This is a genomic window from Nostoc sp. UIC 10630 (genome assembly GCF_010747425.1).
In the GTDB taxonomy this organism is placed as follows: domain Bacteria; phylum Cyanobacteriota; class Cyanobacteriia; order Cyanobacteriales; family Nostocaceae; genus Nostoc.
This window is the reverse complement of the sequence record NZ_JAAGOG010000012.1, coordinates 34,521-54,428: the sequence shown is the minus strand read 5'-3', so window position 1 is coordinate 54,428 and position 19,908 is coordinate 34,521. Positions and strand designations below refer to the sequence as shown.

Below are 19,908 nucleotides of genomic sequence, written 5' to 3'. Positions count from 1 at the left end.
ATACAGAAGGAGATGCGATATGTCCGAGGGAATATCCATTGTAGGGAATAATTCCACGATTAGAAAAGGTATTGAGCGCATCGGGTTAAGTATATCGGAAGGGGAAATCAATGCCCTGAGATTTGGCAAGACTATTTCACTGGAAGATAGAGGTTTAGGGGAACTTGGTTCACTATTTATTCTGGTGTCAGCACTATCTCAACCCCTATTAGGGAAACTCCACAAAACTCTTACTTTTCAAGATTTATTAGGACAACTGACAGATTCTGCACCTTGTTCAGGAGTACCGATTTATGCTTGGAATGCTGAAGATACCAGCAGATGTTATCTATATCTGACGATGATAGAAGGTAAACCTGCTATTCGTTTAGGTAATATGTCTCTAATTAATTCTACCGACTCTTTAATGGTAGAACCAAATTTAGGCTAAAAACACTTGCTCTTACATTCTTTTTCAAGCCAGCTATTTACGAAAAAATCTCACAACCCAACATAAAAATGTCACTTCCCTACGCTATTCCCTCTTTCAAACTAAATGAAAATAAAGTTTGATGAACTTAATTTTTCTTTACTTACTTGTGCTTAATTGTGCATATCTACTTATAATAATTGCATTGCATTTAAAGTAGGATATAGTTTGAAAAATCAGGATTGCTATAAATATATAAAACTATTGATTTCAATAGATAATGACTAAATCTATATCCACGAAATTCACAGAAAATGAGGATCGGGCTCAAGAGCCATTCTCTAAACAGGAGCATCGGCAAAAACCAATTCGTCTCATATTGGTCTTAGGGCTGATATTAGCAAGTGGTATTGTTTACATCATCTGGCATAATCAGCCCCAACAAACAGCAAATATACTGAAGCTGAGTGGGCGGATTGATGGTTACGAAACTGAGATTGGGGTAAAGCGTTCGGGCAGAATTGAATCAATTAGTGTACGAGAGGGAGTAGCAGTCAAAAAAGGTCAACAGTTAATCAAACTTGATGACAGTGACGATCAACTCTTAAAAGATCAATTACTTTCAGCCGAGGCTAAGATTGCATCCGCCCAATCGGATGTAGAGCAAGCACGCTCGAATGTAGAGCAGATAATAGGTGAAGTCGAAGAGATGAAAAACCGGATTGGAGAAGCTCAATTAAATTTGCAGCAGTCTTTTGGTGATGCCCAAGGCAAGATTGAGCAAGCAAGATCGAATGTGGCGGCTGCTAGATCCCAACTAGCCCAAGCCCAAGCACAGGTAACACAAGCAGAGGCAGAATTGAGGTTAGCACAAGTAAACCGCGATCGCTATGCCCAATTAGTTAATGATGGTGCTATCAATAGACAACAATTCGATCAAGCCCAAACTACTTTAGATACAGCCATAGCCACCCTCGCCGCCTATCAAGCCACAGTTCACGCTACCCGTGAACAATTAAACGCTACCCTCGGTAGTTTCACTCAAGCCAAAACCACAGGCTTGAACCCCAGCATTCGTAATAGCCAATTAGCCGCCCTCTACAGCCGGAAAAAGCAAAGCTACGCCCAAATTAAAGCCGCACAAGCACAAGTCAAATCGGCTCAGGCTAAAGTTAGAGACGCGTTAGCCACCAGACAACAAATTTACACCCAAATCAAAGACTCTCAAAAAGACTTAAATTTGATCAGTCCTCTAGATGGCGTAGTCATCGCCCGTAGTGCTGAACCGGGAGCAGTAGTCAACAATCAAACCAAAATTCTCACAATAGTTGATCCCAAAGCTTTATATTTACGGGGTTTTGTGCCAGAAGGTGATATTGGTAAAGTACGAGTAGGGCAGCAAACTAAAATCTTTCTTGATTCTGCTCCCAAAAGACCGCTAGAAGGGAAAGTAATCTCTATCGATCCGCAAGCCTCATTTACACCAGAAAATATTTATTTTCAAAAAGATAGAGTTAGGCAAGTCGTTGGAGTGCGGATTAGCATCGAAAACCCAAGCGGTTGTTTTCAACCAGAACAACCATACACAGATTCAGATTTGCCCTGCCCCAAAATTGGTATGCCTGGGGATGCGGAGATTAAATTGCGGAAATAAGGGACTGGGGAAAGGTAAATTCAGTAATGACTAATGGCTATTGACTTATCGGTTGAAGCGATCGCTGTTCGCGGTTTATATAAATATTATGGTCAGTTAGCGGCTGTCCGGGGTGTTGATTTCACTGTTAATCAGGGGGAAATGTTCGGGCTGATTGGCCCTGATGGTGCGGGTAAGACTAGCACTTTTCATGTTTTGAGTGGAGTGATGGCACCTTCGGCGGGAGAAGTGCAAATATTTGGTCAATCTGCACGGGATACTCGTTTGAATACGGGCTATTTGACACAGCAATTTTCTCTGTATTTAGACTTGAGTATTGATGAAAATTTGCGCTACGCTGCGGGATTACGACAAGTACCAGAGGAATTGTTGCAGGCACGCCGTAATAAATACTTACGGTTGATGAATTTAGATAAATTTGGTGATCGCCTCGCGGGGCAACTTTCCGGTGGGATGAAACAGAAGCTGGCACTATGCTGTGCTTTGGTTTCCCAACCCCGAATTTTACTATTGGATGAACCCACTACAGGGATTGATCCAGTTTCCCGCCGCGAGTTTTGGGATACATTGGCGGCGCTATCTGCTGAAGGTATGACTATTGTTGTGGCTACACCCTATCTCGATGAAGCAGAACGCTGTCATCGCATAGCTTTAATGTACAGTGGTCAAATTCAAGAGATTGGCAGCCCTGAAGCCTTGCGTTCCAGTTTAGGTCTACATCGCTTAGAAGTTCACACATCCAATTTAGAATTAGCTGAACAAGTTTTATTGCACAGTCAGACTAGTAATATTGTCGATGTGCAAACCTTTGGCGATCGCTTGGATATTTTAGTAGAAGATGTAACCTTGGGGGAAACTCAAGTTAAAGAACTACTACAAAACTCCGTCAACGTTGAGTCTGCTGCACCCACCCTAGAAAATCTGTTTGTTACCCGTCTTAGACAACAAGGTTTAGCACCCTCATATTATTCCTTTCCTCGTTCTCGATTGAGGGGAATGGGAAGCAGGGGAGCAGGAGAGGAGGGGAGCAGAGGAGACAAAGAAAACAAGGGAGATAAGATAAAATATTCTACCTCATCTTCAAACCTTGCCATCTTCGCTCATAATCTCAGCCGTGTCTTTGGAAATTTCCATGCAGTCAAAAGTGTCAATGTCGAAGTACGTTATGGCGAAATCTTTGGACTTTTAGGCGCTAACGGTGCGGGGAAAACCACCACGATTAAAATGCTGTGTGGGTTGTTAGCAGCCAGCGGCGGTAAAATTGCCCTTGGTGGTGAAACAGGTAACTTACGCAGTGCGGAACTCCGCCAACGTATCGGTTACATGAGTCAGAAATTCACCCTCTATGATGACCTCACAATTCTAGAAAACCTAGAATTTTATAGTGGTGTTTACGGCATTCCTCCCAAACTCAGACGTGAGAAAATTGATTGGGTAATTGCTACCTGTGGGTTAGAAGGACAGGAAAATATGATCACCGGACAGCTACCAGGTGGCTGGAAGCAAAGGGTAGCCTTTGGTGCTTCTGTAATGCACGAACCAAATATTTTATTTCTAGATGAGCCAACTTCCGGGGTTGATCCCTTGGCTCGTCGTCAATTTTGGAAGCTGATTAATGACTTTGCCCGTAACGGTACAGCTATTTTAGTTACAACTCATTATTTAGAAGAAGCAGAACAATGTAACCGCATGAGTTTCATGGTAGCTGGAGAAACCGTTGCTGAAGGTTCACCCAGTCAGATTAAAGCCTCCCAACCCGGACAACTTATAGAAATCACTGTCCAACAAAACCAAGCCGCATCGGACTTGCTCAAACAGCATCTTGAGCCTTGGCGAGTGGCGATTTTTGCCAATAGTTTACATATTGTGCTTGATCACCCTGATGAGGAAGTTCCCCAACTACTGCAATTGCTGGAGTCTCAGGATTTCATAGTTCAGTCCTTGCGTCCGATTCCCTTCTCTTTAGAAGATGCCTTTATTGGTATAGTCCAGCGAAGTTAGTAGGAGGTAAGGGACAGAGGAAGAAAACTTCCCAATCCCAATCCCCAGTCCCGAATTTTGGTATATGCAAAAAATTATTGCCCAGTGTCAAAAAGAATTAGCCCAGTTTCGCCGCGATCGCTTGACGTTGGCGTTAGCATTTTTATTACCGATGATCACTTTGCTAATTTATGGGTTTGCACTCCGTTTAGAAAGCTCTAATATCCCCTTGATTGTGCAAGATTTTGACAGGACAAATCTTAGTAGTATTTACATTGAGCGTTTATATGCTACTAACCAATTTGTGCCGACACAATGGACACAAGCAGACTCTATAAGTAATGCTATTGACCGTGGTATTGCCAAAGCTGCCGTCATTATTCCCGCCAAATTTACCCGCGATATTCAAGCTCATAAAAATACCACAGTCCAGATATTAATTGATGCTACAGATGTTAATAATGCCCGTGTAATTAGAAATAGCATTCAAAATGTGAATAACTTTTTTATTCAAGAGCAAGGATTAGTCACTTTAACCAATACTATCAAACCGCAAATCCGCCTCTGGTTTAATCCCGGTCGTTTAGAATCACTATTTTTTGTGCCAGGAGTATATGGTGTAGTATTGTGGATTTATCCGTCTTTGTTGACCGCGATTGCAATGGTACGTGAAAAAGAAAGAGGTACAATTATCCAAGCCTATGCTTCTAGTATTAGTGCAGTTGAATTTCTCTTAGGCAAAGGATTAGCTTACCTACTAATTGCAATTACGGAAGCAGTATTAGTCATAGTGATAGCATCACTAATCTTTCAAATTTCTCTAGTCGGAGACATCATTAATCTATCACTAGGAACTCTACTATTTCTTATAGATAGTGTGTTATTTGGTCTATTTTTGGGAATACGTAGCAGTGACCAAAATTCTGCCGTTCAAGGAGTTTCTTTAATAGGTTTTGTTACATCATTAATGCTCTCTGGTTTTATTTATCCTCTCAGTAATATCCCTTTTCCCATATCACTTGTACCTAACATTATTCCTGCACGCTACTACATGGAAATTACCCGTGATGCATTTGTACGAGGAATTGGTTGGAGAGGAACTTGGTTTAACTTATTAATGCTAGCTATATTTGGATTAATAATATTTAGAATCTGCCACAATATGTTGAAAAAAATGCAACTACCACAGTAGAAAATGTATGGTGTATTCAAGCAACGCTTAAGCACCACCATCATACGGTGCGTTAAGGCTAATTTTTCCTCTCTCTAGCGCTTAAATCCTGACATTTTTGTAACACGCCATACTCAGCTATTAACGGTTAATTATCATGCAAAAATATGAAATTTATCCTCAGAATATTTGACAACATATTTTGGACATTAGTCAAAAAAGAAATTAGTCAAATTCGGCGCAATCGTGCCTTAATGGTTATGCTGATTATTCCACCAACTTTACAGCTAATCCTATATGGATTTGTTCTCAATCCGGATGTTAAACACTTAAAATTAGGTGTTGTTGACTATGCTAACGTAACCGAAAGTTGGGAACTATTGCAGGCTATCACAGCAAATCATACCTTTGATTTAGAATCTGTATTAATTAGTGAAAAAGAGTTAAGCAATCAGGTAGAAGAAGGAAAACTAGATGTAGGTTTAATCATCCCGCCAGATTTCTACCGTAATTTAGCAACAAAATCAGCACCAATACAAATATTTATTGATGGAGTTAACGCCAACACAGCTGGTATTGCCAACGGCTATATTAATCAAATTATCCAAAAATATAATCATCAACGAGTTAGTTATCAAACTAATCTCCCAGTCACACCTCAATTTGTCTTTCTTTACAATCCAGGACTTACAAGTAGTTGGTTTTTTATCCCAGGAGTGATGGGTTTAGTGATGACATTAATATCCACATCTGTTTCTGCAATTACAGTTGTTAAGGAAAAAGATGTCGGGACTCTTGAACAGTTACTCATGACTCCGGCGGCGAATTGGGAGATATTACTAGCCAAGATATTCCCATTAAGTGTCCTATTAATGGGAGATATTTTATTGGCTCTGACTTTAGGCAGAATAGTATTTAATATTCCCTTTAATGGCAATTTCTGGCTATTTTTGGTGGCATCTGGTTTGTATGTATTAGTAGGAATTAGTTTAGGAATTTTGCTAGCTACTGTCTCGCGTTCACAACAACAAGTAGTCCTAATTTCCTTTTTTATTAATATACCACTTATTCAAACATCAGGAGCGATCGCACCTATTGAAGCCATGCCCCCTTTGTTTCAATTTCTATCTTTATTAAATCCCCTCCGGCATTATATATTTATTGTGCGTGGCATTTTATTAAAAGGGGTTGGTTTGGATGTAATTGGGCTCAATATTTTAGCTTTAATAGGATTTGTATTAGTTTTTCTAACTGTTGGCATCAGCAAGTTTCGCCGACAGTTGCTTTAAGTGGGCTAAACTTTCAGATTTATTACTTGTGAAAAATCTGGACAAAAGAATTCGCGGTCTAAATACAATCGTTTCATTAAACGTATTAAAACGCCATTTACCCAATAGTAAAATTTCTCTTTCTATATCAGAAAGGTTGCTATTACTCATGTTTCTCCTCAAATCGTTAAGTTCTTATCCATTTCAACACCTCCGGGTCTTTCTCATAGCGGTAGGTAAAGCCATCTTTAGCAGTAATAGACTTGCCTTGGCTAGCCTTGCTTCTGACGGTGTTAATACTAGAGTCTGATAATGCTTGCATTTCTTTATGAGAAAGCCCTACAATTTTGCCTATATCTGTCAATATTTCTGGTTGGGTTTTAGATTTATTATTGGGTGTAACATCTATTGTGATTTTGGGCTTTTCAGGAGCGTTTATGCCAATTTGTTTTCCTTTTTGCAACCGATAATCTTGTACACGAAGAAGTTGCCAACTTGAATCTTGTGACAATTCCAAAACCCATTGATGATAATTAAACAAACTTTCTCTATGTCCAACACTGATAAAAGTTGTTTTCGTTGATTGTAACTGTTGATATAAACTATCTTCGTTGTTTAAATCTAAAGCACTCGTTGCTTCATCTAAGATAGTAAAACTGGGATGTATAATTAATAGCCGTGCAAAAGCGAGGCGTTGTTGTTCTCCTAACGATAGTATATTTTCCCAAGGAACTTCAGCATCAAAGCCATCTACGCGGGTAAGTAAGTGTTGTAGGTTAACTTGTTGCAAAATGTGTTCAAGTTCGCGATCGCTCATTTTCCTGTCTATGTGAGGATAGAGCAATTGTTCGCGCAAAGTCCCTAAAATAATATAAGGTCGTTGCGGTAAGAATAATACTTCTTTTAGAGGAGGACGAACTAGACGGCCAGTTCCCGCATTCCACAAACCAGCGATCGCTCTCAATAAAGAACTTTTACCCCTACCACTAGGGCCAACAATCAATAACCCTTCGCCTGGCTCAACAGCAAATGACAAATTTTCAACAATCACCTGTTCATAATTTGGCGTTTGTAAAGTGACATTCTCAAAAGCTAAACGTTCTTCTTCTATAATTTTAATAGTACTCGCGTTTTCTGGTTGTTTACTAGCAGCCTGTAGTGCATCTGAAAACTCTGCTAAACGCTTTATATAACCAGAAAATCGTCCTGAAATGCCAAACTCAGATATTAGTTCTCCTAGAGCATTAGAAAACATAAAGCAAGCAAAACTAGCTTGGTTAATTTGCCCATAATCAATTTTATCCTGAAGAAATAAAGGTGTAAGAATAAACATTGAGAATACGCTAATAGCAGACTGATATGCTCTGCCAAAAGCGTCTTGTCCCCTCTCTAAATTTAGCCTGCGTTCGGCAGTTTTTAAAACATTATTAAATCGACGCTGGATTATATTTAATTCTTCATCTTCTCCCTGAAAAAAAGCGATTGATTCAGCGTGATTACGAACATGAGTTAAGCAATAGGCAAAATCTGCTTTAAATGCAAGTTCTTCTTGGTTAACTTTATTTATTGCTTGATTCAAGTAAACTGCTATTAGATTACCTATAATTGTATAAATAACTAAATATATTGCAATTTGTGAAGAAACTATCCAGAGGATTATCAAAGCACTGGCCATTTCTAAAGATTTTTCTAGTAAAGAAGATGAGAATCTCACGCCAATACTAGTAATGGGTTCTATTTCTTGGGATAAGCGTTGATCTGGATTATCTATATCAGATTTAAAATTGATTTTATAATAAGCTTGATTGCTTAAATATTTTTCTAAAACATGAATATTTAGCCATTTATACCAGTCAAGAATTATTTTTCTTCTGACATATCTCAAAAGAGTTACTAACAAGACCATCCCGACAATAATGAGACTAGACAGCCATAAAGTACTATTATATTTATCAAGGTCTCTCTGTTCAATAACGATATCAATTACATAGCGATTCCAGTAACTATTTGCAGCATTTGCACCGACAATTACAACTATTAATAATACTAAGACAATGAGCATTCCCCATGAGCGAATTACATCTGAAAAGGCTCTTCCTTCTGCTTTTGTTGGATACCAATAAGGTTGAGCAACTACTTTCACATCCTGCCAAAATTGAATCAAGGCTGAAAAAGGATTTGTTGTGTTTTGCTCACGCACAGATGGAGTTTGCATATTCTAAAAATGTAGCCGTTACTAATTACACTAAGAATTTTCAAATGGCCTTTGAGAATCAAGTTAGACTCAAAGGCCATTTTTCCTTTTAGAGAATGTCTGAAAACTTTTATAGTGTTGTATTCGAGATTTGTAGATCCCCATAAATTCCCCTTTTTAAGGAGGAATTTAATTAAATTTTCCCCCTTTTAAGGGGAGCCAGCGCTGTGAGTGGGTTTCCCGACTTGTACCCTACGGGGAACCAAGCTACGCTGTCAGCATTAAAGCAGGATAGCAACTGGCGTGGGGCTTGAGGGATAAAATCGAATGCACTAGTAGTTCGTCAAGTGAAATTGGCGGGGTAAAGGGGAAGGGGTAAAGGGTTTAAATCCCTTACCCTTTTCCCTTTCCCCTTTCCCCAGTCCTCACTTAGCATTTTTGGGTTGGCAGACTACTAGGTCAATGGTTCCTCATCAACAATTTCGACTGTTCTCGGAAAAGGGTCTTGGTCAGGCTCAGTAACGACTACTGGGCTAATATGATGTTTCAGTTTGAGTTTTAACTCATCTGAAATGGGCAATTCTTGAATTTCTTTGAGAAGAAATCTGATAGATTCAGTTTTGCTACGTTCTGTATAGATTAGCTTGAGAATGTTTTCAATTCCAAATCCCGCTATATATTCCCCTAGAATGGCTACCAGCCCAAGCAAGCCTAAACCTCCTAAGAGGCCTAAAGGCCCGCCCAGCGATGAAAGCATAGCGACAACGGCGGCGACATTACCTCCTGATGCACTCGTTGCGATCACGAAAAGTATACCAGGAAGGCCTAAACCAGAAATTTTTTTGACGAGTTCATCCATTGTACTTACCTACAATTTTTATAAAGTGAAAACATGACTAAGAAAGTCATTATTAATTTCTTTTGTGAAGAAATTAAAAATCTTGCATCTTGCACCAGTTAGTTGGTGCAAGATGTAAGAAATGTGAGTTAGCCCAACAAAAGACTACACAGTTCATCGATTTGTTGACTTTTGTTAGATATTAGTCGATGGGCTATAGCTTGTAACTGACGAGTATTTTGAAGTTTGGTATTATCTATTTCTTCTAATTCACTATCTAACAAGGTTTGAAAGCGATAATAAAAACTTTTAGCCTCTTTATCGCTAGGTTCAAACAACTGTTCTAATTCTCCAGCTACCACTTCACTACTACCATCAAACATAATATTTAAAAGCGGTCTTCCCCATTGCAAGAGTCCCCAATTTTTGACTTCTTTATAAGGGTAGACACTCGTCAGCGAACCTGTACCTAAAGAAACTACTAAAATATCTTCTGTATTGAGGATTTTTTGTGCTTTTCGTTTACTACTAATTTGTGCTTCTAAAATAGCTAAATGGGCTGGATTATTAGCAAATACTCCACCATCGATTAAAGTATAGGCGATGCCACTATTGTGGGGGTTTACAAGCCGATGAGGAGCAAAATAAGTCGGAGTGGCACTAGTTGCTAATGCTGCATCTAGTAGCGAAAAACCGCCACATAACTTCTGAAAATTCTTAGATTCTATTTGCTGTTTTTCTAGTTTGTTTGTAAAAAATATCGGAATTCGCTGCTCGATATCGTAACTCGTTACAAAAACTTCTTTAAGATTATTTTCTAGAGGAGTGTTACCAAAATATTGCCTGAAAATTTCTTCTTTGCTTTCAGAAGGATATTTTGGTTGGAGAAATATATCCTCTAATGGGCCAAGTAGTCTTTCAAACAACGGCTCATAAAATATTTCTACCCCATACTCAATAAATAGCTGTAGAAGAGCCTCAGCAGTGTATTCAGCTACTGGCAATTTATCAGATGCATCGGGACTTAATCGGGGTTTAGTTAGTCCAAGTGCTAAAATTCCGCCACTGGAAGTGCCAGTAATTAAATCAAACAAACTGAATATAGGCTTTTGTGTCCGCCGTTCAATTTCTGCTAAGAGTAATGCAGGAATAATGCCCCGAATACCGCCTCCATCAATGGAAAGTATTTTATATTTGGGACGGGCTTTTGTATTCATGGTTTCTGGCGATTCCTCCTGAGTTAATATTTGTGCTTGTTGGATATTGACGGGATCTTCAGCTTGGTCTGTTTTGGTTTCTTCATCATGTGGACTGAGAGCAATTGGGGTTGGAATAATCTCGGATTCTTCGGTGTTTGTTTCTGTCTGTTGAATTTCCTTTGCTTGGTCTTGGTCGTCGTTTACTAACGATACCGTTGCTGCTAATAAACTTGTGGTTAGTGGTGAGATATTTTCTTCAGGAATAACTGCTGTCTCAGTTTGGATCTCTTCTTTTATATCTTCTTGATTGAATGATTCTGCTGCAAATGGAACTGGATTTGATGATTGTGTTGCGAATGGAATTTCTGCTAAAGTCCAAATAGGATTACCACGAAAATTTCCTTGATAAGACTTTCCAGTTTGGTTTTTTACAGTTGTACCTTGTCCTTCGTCTAATTTCCAGTAAGCCACCAATCCTGATTCATCTCCGACTATTAGCCCACAACGATGAGTCTGGATTTGTACTTGAGTACAGGGATAATTCCAAACGCTGATATTTGCTAATTGTCCTTTGAAATAGACCTGTTTGTGTAACGTTGCTCCCAGAGTTATAGAACTTGTGGCTTTGTTTAAAGATGAACCTCTAAGAGAATCGCTATATTCACGATCGTCAAGATATACGGTTAGCTGACCACTATTAAAAACAATAGCAAAGAAGTGCCATTGCCCTATAGTTAGTTCTCCTTGTCCAAAGGTTTTGATACCCTTGCTAACACTTTCATCAATGTAGACATCTAGGCTTCCTGTTTCACTGATGCCGAATTCAAAGTTATCGCTGTATCTCTCTGAAGAACGTGAAAAAAATACATTGCGCGTCCCGTAGCTAGTGGCTTTATTTGTTAGTTCATGTGGATTTACCCATCCTGAAACCGTAAAAGCTGAACTCCCTTGAGCGAAAACACCGCCAATATCGTTTCTGCCAAAATCTATATAATCCTTTTCCCCATCAAATGTCAAAACTGTTTGTGTATTTACTAGGTTTATCACAAGGATCTAATCTCCAAATATCAATAATTTCGTAATTTTAAATAAGTAATTTAAGATTAATAAACTTAATAGTGAAATCTCACTAACACTTTTCAAAATAGAAGACAATACAAATATACAAGGCTCATCCCCTAATTTTTATTAGTCAGTAATACTTCTGCGATCGCCTGCGAAATGGGGTAGTGTGGTGAATATATCTCCAGCCAAAAAAATTCCCCGACTGGGTTAACTTCGAGGAATACATGGCGACCATCGGGGGTGACAATAATATCAATTGCTCCATAGTTTAAGCCAAAATAAGCCATCAGCTTGAGCAGTTTTTTCTCAATATCTTCTGGCAAGTCGTAAGGTTGCCAATTTTTAACTAAAGCTCTCCCCTCTTTGCGCCAGTCGTAAGTAGATCCTTCTAAGCTTTGAGAATCTACTGCGGCAGTAAATACGCGGTGTCCAACAATAGTTGTCCGCAACTCCAGCGCCTTGGGCACATTTTCTTGAAAGGTCATTGGACAAAAACACAGTCCTTCCATATTCTCCAGATCGTCATTTGTAACTGGAGTGGTAAACACAACATTTTCTCGCCCGCGATCGTCATAAATAGCAAAGGAAGAAAGCATCTTGGTAACTATACCTTGGCTACACTCTTGAGCAAATTGCTTGACTGCTTCTGGATTGTTTGAAGTCAGGGTACGTGGAGTTACAAGACCAATTTCTCGTGCAACTTGCAATTGTAGTTGCTTATTATTAGCCCGATCCACATTGGACATTTGATCGAAGTGGAATCCCTGAAGGCTGGCAATCATTCCCCTGACTGTGGCGCGACATTCATTAATTGACGCATCTCTATATTGCTTATTCATTGAGTCGGGGATTTTTTGTCCGTAGCGCATTCGCCGATACCAAACTGAGGAAACCTCACTCAAATCTAGCTTCTGTTCGCCATCAGTAATAATTACCCGTTCAGTATCACCGGAGTAAATATCTAGCTTGACTTCAGTGGGATATCTGTCTGTGTCAAACCGAAATGCTTTTTCTCCTCTAGCCTCAATTTCGTTGATGACTAGAGGAATGCTTTCGTTGTCTTTACTAAACGTGACTATTAATACGGTCATAAAAAGTATTAATTATGAAGTATGTAGACACCCTTTGGGTGGCTTGCCGCAGGCTAATATCAAATATTAAATTTTTGATCGTTCAATTCTTTGTTTGAAGTAGCGCATCTGCGATCGCACTTGCAATGGGTAAGTTTAAATCCTTTTCTAGCATTCCCCACTCCCCCAGAGGGTTGATTTCCAAAAAGACGTATTCCCCTGATGGTGTGACGATGAAATCTAACGCTCCAAACAACAGCCCAAATTTTCCCATAAAGGCTTTGAGACAACTAACTACTTCATCAGGAAGTTGGTGGTGTTGCCATGCGCCAACCTCAACACCAGGTTTACGCCAATCAACTTTGGCTGCTGCATACATATCTGCATTTAGCGCCCCCACAAATACATTCCCATTCACATACACCACCCGTAATTCATGTTGCTTTGGAATTTGCTCTTGAAAAACCATTGGGCAATAGCGCAGTGACTCGGCATCTTGTAAGTCTTCTTCCTTGACGATGCTGGTGTACAGAAAAAACGAAGAGTTAGCTTCCATACTGCGGGAAAGAGCAGTTAAAAGCTTGCTTACCATTTTGCCGTTGACTTGCCCGAAAAACTCTCGTGCTGCTTGGGCTTTGTTGGTAACAAGAGTCTGGGGAATAACAAAACCTACTTCAGACGCAATCCGTAGTTGACGCAGCTTGTTACTTGCATAATTTATCTGCTCTAAATTATCTACCCAACAAGCTCCCTTGAGACTGTCCCAAAAACCATCTAAAGTTGCTTGTGATTCTCTAACGCAAGCTTCTCGGAACTTTGGCGCTAATTCTTGACTCAGTTCTGGTTCCCAAATACGGCGCATCCATACAGCCCGCACCTGCTCTGTGCTGATAGAGTGGTTGTTAAATTCTATAGTGTGGTGGCTTTTAGACTTATCAAAATGTGCGGTTAATTGCACTTCTAGAGGAAATTTATCAGTATCTAGACGAAATGGTTGCACCCCTTTTTTTGATAAGGCTTCTGCCACTCTATCTATTGTGAAGAAATCACCACTGTGGGTGATTAATAAAACAACATCACGAGACAGGTGCATAAAATATATTGTTTTGATAATTTTAGGAGGTAGCTATTGAGGAATAGCAAAAAAATGCTTTCTATAACCCAAAAGTTTTTAAAAATTTAGGAGCTAAAAAAAGCAATTACCTCCATGTTATGGATAAGGTAACATAAGAGCGATCGCCTGCGGCGGGCGCTTTGCGCCATCGCATCTCTAAGAATAGTTTTCAGTTATTTGATAACTGCTATTCCATTAAACTATGATGAAGCCAGTTACAAGGCATCTTTCCGATCAAAAAGGTACTTTCAGATGTAGAAGAGTAAATAAATTATCTATCTTCCAAATCTGAAGGATACTTGTAAGTCCAAGGAACCTCTGTTCCTTCAGTAGCTTGCTCTTCCAAGAAACGCGCAAAAAATGGTATTGCTACGACATCCACTGTTTTGACTGTGTTTGTAGGCATAGAATTTCCCTTAAAGTAAATTGCCTTTTCAAGTAAAAATATATCATTAATTAAATATAATTTCAAGGTCAGTTAAGACAGTTAAGAAGTAATTGCTTTAAGGTAGTTAGGAAAGTTAATAAAGTTACGAAAGTTAAGAAAAAATTATTTAATACTTATCAAGTTAAATAATCAATATCATAGTAATTTTATTTGATTATTGAACAAGTAGGGATGGGTTCGCCGAGATCATAATTAGTAATTAATAGCATTTTTAAACCCGCTCCTACTCTTGGCTATTTCCTTTGCTGTTAACTTCTTTCATACATAATTATATTTAATAATAAACCAGATTCCTATACACACCAGTCATAAGTCATTAGTGAACAACAAAAACCCCAATTTTTAAAAAAGTCGGGGTTCTGAGCAAGGACGATTTTTACAAATCAAAATAGAAAACTATTCTTTCACAGGTGATAATTCAACAGACTGAACAGATTGTCTAACCGCTAAACTCTCAGCCATTTCAACACACTTGAGTTCTTGTCATAGCGGTACGTTAAGCCATCTCTAGTAGTAATAGAATCTCCTTTGCTTGCCTTACTTCTAATAGTGCTAATGGAATAGTTAGTTAATTCACTTATTTCCTTATGAGTGAGCTTTTCACTTGTGATTGTTTCTGTCAATATTTGAGATTGATTTTGCGACTCATTATTAGGCGCGCTTTGGATATTTATTGCTTTTTGATTTCGATAATCCTGCACAGTCACAAGTTGCCAACTGGAATCTTGTGAAAGTTCCAAAACCCATTGATGATAATCAAACAGGCTTTCCCGATGCCCAACACTGATAAATGTTGTTTTCGTCGATTGTAACTTTTGATATAAACTTCCTTCATTTTGCAAATCTAAAGCACTCGTTGCTTCATCCAATATAGTAAAGCTAGGATGAGTAATTAATAGTCGTGCAAAAGCCAAGCGTTGTTGTTCTCCTATCGATAATATATTCTCCCAAGGAACTTCTGTATCAAAGCCATCGACTCGACTCAGTAAGTTTTGTAGGTTGACCTGTTGCAAAACTTCTTTGAGTTCTGCATCAGTCATTTGACGACTGGTATTAGGATAGAGCAATTGTTCGCGCAAAGTTCCCAAAATTATGTAAGGACGTTGGGGTAAAAATAAAACTTCTTCTAACGGAGGTCGCACTAAACGGCCAGTTCCCGCATTCCACAAACCAGCGATCGCCCGCAATAAAGAACTTTTACCTCGACCACTTGGCCCAACAATCAATAAACCTTCTCCCGGTTGAACAGACAAGGACAAGTCTTCAACGATTACCTGTTCATAGTTAGGCGTTTGTAAGGTAACATTCTCAAAAGCAAGATGGTTTTCTTCTGCTATTTTAAGGATGCTTACATTCTCCGGTTGTTTGGTAACATCTTCTAACGCACTTGAAAACTCAGCTAAACGCTCAACGTAACTCGAAAAATTTCCAGAACTGCCAAATGCAGTTATTAGTTCTCCCAAAGCAGTAGCAAACATAAAGCTAGCTACACTAGCTTGTCCAACTTGTCCGAAATCAATTTCACCTTTAATATATAAAGGCGCAAGTATGAATAGCATAAAAAGTTCGATAGCAACCTGATATGCTCTGTTAAAAATGTCTCTATTTCTCTCCCAATCAATCTTGCGTTTAATGTTGGTTATCAACTTACTAAATCGACGCTCAATTATATTTAATTCTTGTTTTTCTCCTCTAAAAAAAGCTATCGATTCTGCGTGATTACGAACATGAGTTAGGCAGTAATTATAGTCAGCTTTAGATTCAATTTCCGCTTGATTAATACTATTTAATTCTTGATTTAAGTAGACAGCTATAAAATTACCCATAATCGTATAAATAATCAGAGCAATAGCAATCTGTTGGGAAATTGACCAGATAATTATTGCAAAAGTTATCATTTCCAGTACTTTTTCTAGGAAAGTAGCTGAAAAATTGAGGGCATTACTGGTAATTGGTTCAATTTCTTGGGATAAGCGTTGATCCGGGTTATCAATGTCAGTTTTAAAATTAATTTTATAATAAGCACGATTGCTTAAATATTTATCTAAAATTTGATTATTAAGCCATTTGTACCAATCAAGAGCGATTTGTTTTCTAACAAATCTAGAAAATCCTAATAAAAGCGTTACTAAGACAAGTCCAGCAGCATAAAAGTATATAATATTAACAAATTTAGAATAATCTTTTTCTTGAAGTATGATATCAACTATGTAGCGATTAATAAAACTATTAAAAGCAGTTACACCTACAAATGCGATGATTAGTAATATTAGGAGAATAAGCATTCCCCATGCGCGAATTACGTCTGAGAATGCTCTTTGTCCTGGCTTTGTTGGATACCAGTAAGGCCCAGCGATCGCTTTGGCATTTTCCCAGAATTGGATAAAATCTGAAAAAACATTCTTTGAGGGTTGAGCTTGAACAACTTGGGTTGGCATATTTGAGAAATAAATTAAAATCTTTTATCAACTTTAATACTTTTTAGTGTTGAATAATCAGTCATAAGTACCGAATGAGTAACCCCAATCAGCGCTAATTTTTAACTGATATTACCTAATTGTTGAGTGCGGCTCAAAGCGGCAAGCACTGCATTAGAAATAACAGTTCGCATACCACCTTTTTCTAACTCGTAAAGACCAGCAGCAGTCACTCCCCCAGGACTTGTTACCTTGTTTCGTAAAACTGCTGGATGTTCATGAGTCTGAAACATCAGTTCTACACTACCAGCAATCGTATGCAATGTTAGTTCTTGAGCTTGTGTCCGAGTTAAACCCATCTGAACACCAGCATCAATCATCGCTTCGATGTACAGAAACACAAATCCAGTCCCAGCGCTACTCAACGCCGTTGCCATATCAAGGTAATGTTCATTTTGGGTAGCAAATTCCTTACCTAATGCTTGTAAAATTATTTGGGTATGCGATCGCTGCATCTCTGTCACACTTGATGATGCACTCCACACTGTAGTCCCATGACCAACTTGTACTGCAATATTGGGCATTGTACGGACAACAGCAGGATGATTCAACCCTTGGCACAGAGATGAAATACTCGCTCCACTCACAATACTAATTACCAAAGCATTAGGTGGAATTTTATCCTTAAGCATACCCAGAACCTCTGTCAAAACCTGCGGCTTCACCGCCAATATCACAATAAATGCGCCAAGAACCGCTTCTATATTGGAGGTTGTAGTACGTACTCCATATTCCCTTTCTAAATGAAGACATCGTGCAGAAACTGGATCGCTGACTATAATTAGATCGGCTTTTGGAACAATTTTCGTTGATAACAATCTACTAATTATCATTTCGCCCATCGTGCCACCACCGATAAAGGCAATTTGTAAATCTTCGAGCATATCTTCTCCCTATTATCTAAGTCGTTTGATATATTGGCATTAAGATAGATTAGGTTGAATCACAGCTTTTAATACAGAGCCTTGCTCTACATCTGCCAGCGCTTGATTAATTTCTTGTAGTGTATATGAACGACTAATTATGCTTGACCAAGCAATATTTTTACTGGAATCACTATGACGTTTTAGTAATTCAATCATTCTATAAAAATGGCTGAAATCAATTCCCCAAGTCCCGCGAATATCAATATGTTTTAGATTAATCTCTAAGTGTGGATTGATGAGAATTTCACCCGTGTTTGTGTAATGCCCGACAATAACATAGCGACCTCCATTTCTGGTCATATTTAAGCCCTCTTTGACAGCAATAGGAATGCCTGTGGCTTCAATAGTGACATCAGCACCGTGTCCGTTAGTTAATTCCAAAACTCGCTCAATATGTTGTCGTGGATCATCAGCCCTAATTGCAAGGGTTTCATCTACACCGAAGGATTTTGCAACTACTAATCGGCTCTCAAATTTATCAATTACAATTACTTTGCCTGCACCTGAGAGCAAAGCTAGAATTGCCGCACTCAAACCCACAGGCCCGCAACCCTGCACCACGACGACATCACCAATTTGAATCTGCGCTCGGTCAATAGCGTGTAATGCAGTTGGCAAAGCGCATCCGCCAGCAATGAATTGCTTTGGTGAGACTTCTTCGGGTAAAGTGAGAACTTTAACTCCTGGTTTGAGGTAAATTAATTCAGACCAACCACCCAGCAACCCATCTTTGGCTGAGTAGGTGACACCATAAACTTTGCGTTGGGGACAGCGAGTGGATGCTTTGGCTACTAGACAATACCAGCAGTTGTAACAGGTTTCATGGACATCTAAAAAAGTAGCGATCGCTCCAGGCTGAATTAATTTACCATTGACATCACTAACTGCTCCACCTGTTTCCACCACACGACCAACTGAGAAGTGTCCAGGGATGATGGGATACGGTACTCCCTCTAAACGCCCATGTAGTAAATGTACATCAGTTCCACAAACCTCAGAATATAAGGTTTCAAGAATGATTCCACCCTTTTCTAGAATCGGGTCTGGTAATTGTTGGACTTCAACTGGTTGATTAGGTGCAGTCATCACAGCTGCTAAGGGCATGAATTACTCCTCACTATATTTACCAAATTGCTTCCTGCTGCTCACATTCAAGACCACAAAATAATTTCACCGTTAGGTAGTAATCCGATCGCAGAGGTGAAAGTCACACGTTGTCCATCCATCGGTTCAACAGTGTGATAGTTGCGTGTATTGAAAATGAACACATCTCCCACATAAGGTTGGAAAGCGATCGCGTCTGCATCTGCAATTACTGTATCACCATAGCCGTAGGAATCGAGTTTATATTGCTCATCTCCTGGTTGCCACTGGCGATCGTAAATGCGTGTTTGACCATGATTGTTTGGAGAAAATTTCAAGTACAAATTCCAAGAAAGTTGATAAATAACTGTACCAATTTCCCATTTTGATTGTTCTAATGGAGCATAATCAATATGAAGTTGAGTACCCTGCTCTATTTTTCTGATCAGTCCTGCATAATAACTACCATAGAGTGGTTCTGAAGCAATTCGTACAGTCGCGCCTGTACACTCTCGAATTTTCACCATCAAGCGTTCTAATGGATTAAAAGAGGCTGCCATAATGCAGTCTCTTAATTTAGTTGTGCGTTCTACTGCTTGAAAATAAGCTACTTTACTAATGCGATTATATTCAAAGACTGTGATACCAATTCGCTCAATCTTGGGATTGACATTTTGATAGCAATCAAAGTTGAACAATTCAGCTTGATTGACTAACATCTCACACTCTTGGGGTGTAGCAAATTCTTTTAGCCGAATTAAAGGAATTCGGTTTTCCAACAGCATTCTTAAAGACTCTGGAGTTAAGGGATACTCTTTCTTTTTGTCCCAAACCTTGGATTTAATCTGGTTAGAAGTAGCAGTCATAATACAATTCCTTACATTTAAATTTTAACTCAAATGAACTCACTTAATATCTACAGGATGTAGGTTAGATAAGAACTTCAGAGGGCGAATCTGATTATCAAATTCAGAGGATGTCTGAAAAGTATCAAATATTTGTTGATCCCCCC

General features: G+C 38.9%; 15 protein-coding genes. 5 read left to right on the top strand and 10 right to left on the bottom strand.

Features of this window, described 5'->3' with window-relative positions:
- The first annotated feature begins 19 nt into the window (after positions 1-19).
- The 5 genes from G1O98_RS05460 to G1O98_RS05440 all read left to right on the top strand — a co-directional run bounded on the left by G1O98_RS05460 (position 20) and on the right by G1O98_RS05440 (position 6,503).
- Entirely contained in the window at positions 20-430 is a 411-nt protein-coding gene (locus G1O98_RS05460) for a hypothetical protein (RefSeq protein ID WP_163927639.1), read from the top strand.
- 259 nt (positions 431-689) lie between these two features.
- Complete coding sequence (locus G1O98_RS05455) at positions 690-2,063, top strand: HlyD family efflux transporter periplasmic adaptor subunit (RefSeq protein ID WP_163927638.1); 1,374 nt, start codon at positions 690-692, stop codon at positions 2,061-2,063.
- 33 nt (positions 2,064-2,096) lie between these two features.
- On the top strand, positions 2,097-4,064 hold the full coding sequence (locus G1O98_RS05450; RefSeq protein WP_163927637.1) for an ATP-binding cassette domain-containing protein: 1,968 nt from the start codon (positions 2,097-2,099) through the stop codon (positions 4,062-4,064).
- A gap of 64 nt (positions 4,065-4,128) precedes the next feature.
- The gene (locus tag G1O98_RS05445) at positions 4,129-5,235 is read left to right on the top strand and encodes an ABC transporter permease (protein ID WP_163927636.1); all 1,107 of its coding nucleotides are present in this window, start codon (positions 4,129-4,131) and stop codon (positions 5,233-5,235) included.
- A 146-nt stretch (positions 5,236-5,381) separates the two neighbouring features.
- Positions 5,382-6,503 (top strand): ABC transporter permease, encoded by a 1,122-nt coding sequence (locus G1O98_RS05440; protein WP_163927635.1) that lies wholly within the window; start codon positions 5,382-5,384, stop codon positions 6,501-6,503.
- 166 nt (positions 6,504-6,669) lie between these two features.
- Here the strand turns inward: G1O98_RS05440 and G1O98_RS05435 are convergent, their stop codons facing one another.
- The 10 genes from G1O98_RS05435 to G1O98_RS05390 form a co-directional block, all read right to left on the bottom strand.
- On the bottom strand, positions 6,670-8,697 hold the full coding sequence (locus G1O98_RS05435) for an ATP-binding cassette domain-containing protein (protein ID WP_163927634.1): 2,028 nt from the start codon (positions 8,695-8,697) through the stop codon (positions 6,670-6,672).
- 433 nt (positions 8,698-9,130) lie between these two features.
- Complete coding sequence (locus G1O98_RS05430; RefSeq protein WP_163927633.1) at positions 9,131-9,535, bottom strand: hypothetical protein; 405 nt, start codon at positions 9,533-9,535, stop codon at positions 9,131-9,133.
- Between the two features lie 128 nt (positions 9,536-9,663).
- Positions 9,664-11,760 carry a patatin-like phospholipase family protein gene (locus tag G1O98_RS05425; RefSeq protein ID WP_163927632.1) on the bottom strand — a complete coding sequence of 699 codons (2,097 nt, stop codon included), beginning with the start codon at positions 11,758-11,760 and terminating at the stop codon, positions 9,664-9,666.
- A 131-nt stretch (positions 11,761-11,891) separates the two neighbouring features.
- A complete protein-coding gene (locus G1O98_RS05420) occupies positions 11,892-12,869 on the bottom strand; it encodes an MvdD family ATP-grasp ribosomal peptide maturase (protein ID WP_163927631.1) in 978 nt (325 codons plus the stop codon).
- 82 nt (positions 12,870-12,951) lie between these two features.
- A complete protein-coding gene (locus G1O98_RS05415) occupies positions 12,952-13,941 on the bottom strand; it encodes an MvdC family ATP-grasp ribosomal peptide maturase (protein WP_163927630.1) in 990 nt (329 codons plus the stop codon).
- A 292-nt stretch (positions 13,942-14,233) separates the two neighbouring features.
- Positions 14,234-14,368 carry a microviridin/marinostatin family tricyclic proteinase inhibitor gene (locus G1O98_RS05410; protein WP_163927629.1) on the bottom strand — a complete coding sequence of 45 codons (135 nt, stop codon included), beginning with the start codon at positions 14,366-14,368 and terminating at the stop codon, positions 14,234-14,236.
- Positions 14,369-14,856: 488 nt separating this feature from the next.
- A complete protein-coding gene (locus G1O98_RS05405) occupies positions 14,857-16,848 on the bottom strand; it encodes an ATP-binding cassette domain-containing protein (protein ID WP_163927628.1) in 1,992 nt (663 codons plus the stop codon).
- Between the two features lie 101 nt (positions 16,849-16,949).
- Positions 16,950-17,771 (bottom strand): pyrroline-5-carboxylate reductase, encoded by an 822-nt coding sequence (gene proC, locus G1O98_RS05400; RefSeq protein WP_163927627.1) that lies wholly within the window; start codon positions 17,769-17,771, stop codon positions 16,950-16,952.
- Between the two features lie 39 nt (positions 17,772-17,810).
- Positions 17,811-18,917 (bottom strand): zinc-binding dehydrogenase, encoded by a 1,107-nt coding sequence (locus G1O98_RS05395; RefSeq protein WP_163927626.1) that lies wholly within the window; start codon positions 18,915-18,917, stop codon positions 17,811-17,813.
- A gap of 47 nt (positions 18,918-18,964) precedes the next feature.
- A complete protein-coding gene (locus G1O98_RS05390) occupies positions 18,965-19,762 on the bottom strand; it encodes a hypothetical protein (protein ID WP_163927625.1) in 798 nt (265 codons plus the stop codon).
- Between the last annotated feature and the right edge of the window lie 146 nt (positions 19,763-19,908).

What these genes read in the sequence shown, in the direction of transcription:
- G1O98_RS05405 (WP_163927628.1), bottom strand. Translation starts at nt 16,848, where the DNA reads ATGCCAACCCAAGTTGTTCAAGCTCAACCCTCAAAGAATGTTTTTTCA.
- G1O98_RS05455 (WP_163927638.1), top strand. Translation starts at nt 690, where the DNA reads ATGACTAAATCTATATCCACGAAATTCACAGAAAATGAGGATCGGGCT.
- G1O98_RS05420 (WP_163927631.1), bottom strand. Translation starts at nt 12,869, where the DNA reads ATGACCGTATTAATAGTCACGTTTAGTAAAGACAACGAAAGCATTCCT.
- proC (WP_163927627.1), bottom strand. Translation starts at nt 17,771, where the DNA reads ATGCTCGAAGATTTACAAATTGCCTTTATCGGTGGTGGCACGATGGGC.
- G1O98_RS05410 (WP_163927629.1), bottom strand. Translation starts at nt 14,368, where the DNA reads ATGCCTACAAACACAGTCAAAACAGTGGATGTCGTAGCAATACCATTT.
- G1O98_RS05460 (WP_163927639.1), top strand. Translation starts at nt 20, where the DNA reads ATGTCCGAGGGAATATCCATTGTAGGGAATAATTCCACGATTAGAAAA.
- G1O98_RS05440 (WP_163927635.1), top strand. Translation starts at nt 5,382, where the DNA reads ATGAAATTTATCCTCAGAATATTTGACAACATATTTTGGACATTAGTC.
- G1O98_RS05390 (WP_163927625.1), bottom strand. Translation starts at nt 19,762, where the DNA reads ATGACTGCTACTTCTAACCAGATTAAATCCAAGGTTTGGGACAAAAAG.
- G1O98_RS05415 (WP_163927630.1), bottom strand. Translation starts at nt 13,941, where the DNA reads ATGCACCTGTCTCGTGATGTTGTTTTATTAATCACCCACAGTGGTGAT.
- G1O98_RS05430 (WP_163927633.1), bottom strand. Translation starts at nt 9,535, where the DNA reads ATGGATGAACTCGTCAAAAAAATTTCTGGTTTAGGCCTTCCTGGTATA.
- G1O98_RS05450 (WP_163927637.1), top strand. Translation starts at nt 2,097, where the DNA reads ATGGCTATTGACTTATCGGTTGAAGCGATCGCTGTTCGCGGTTTATAT.
- G1O98_RS05435 (WP_163927634.1), bottom strand. Translation starts at nt 8,697, where the DNA reads ATGCAAACTCCATCTGTGCGTGAGCAAAACACAACAAATCCTTTTTCA.
- G1O98_RS05445 (WP_163927636.1), top strand. Translation starts at nt 4,129, where the DNA reads ATGCAAAAAATTATTGCCCAGTGTCAAAAAGAATTAGCCCAGTTTCGC.
- G1O98_RS05395 (WP_163927626.1), bottom strand. Translation starts at nt 18,917, where the DNA reads ATGCCCTTAGCAGCTGTGATGACTGCACCTAATCAACCAGTTGAAGTC.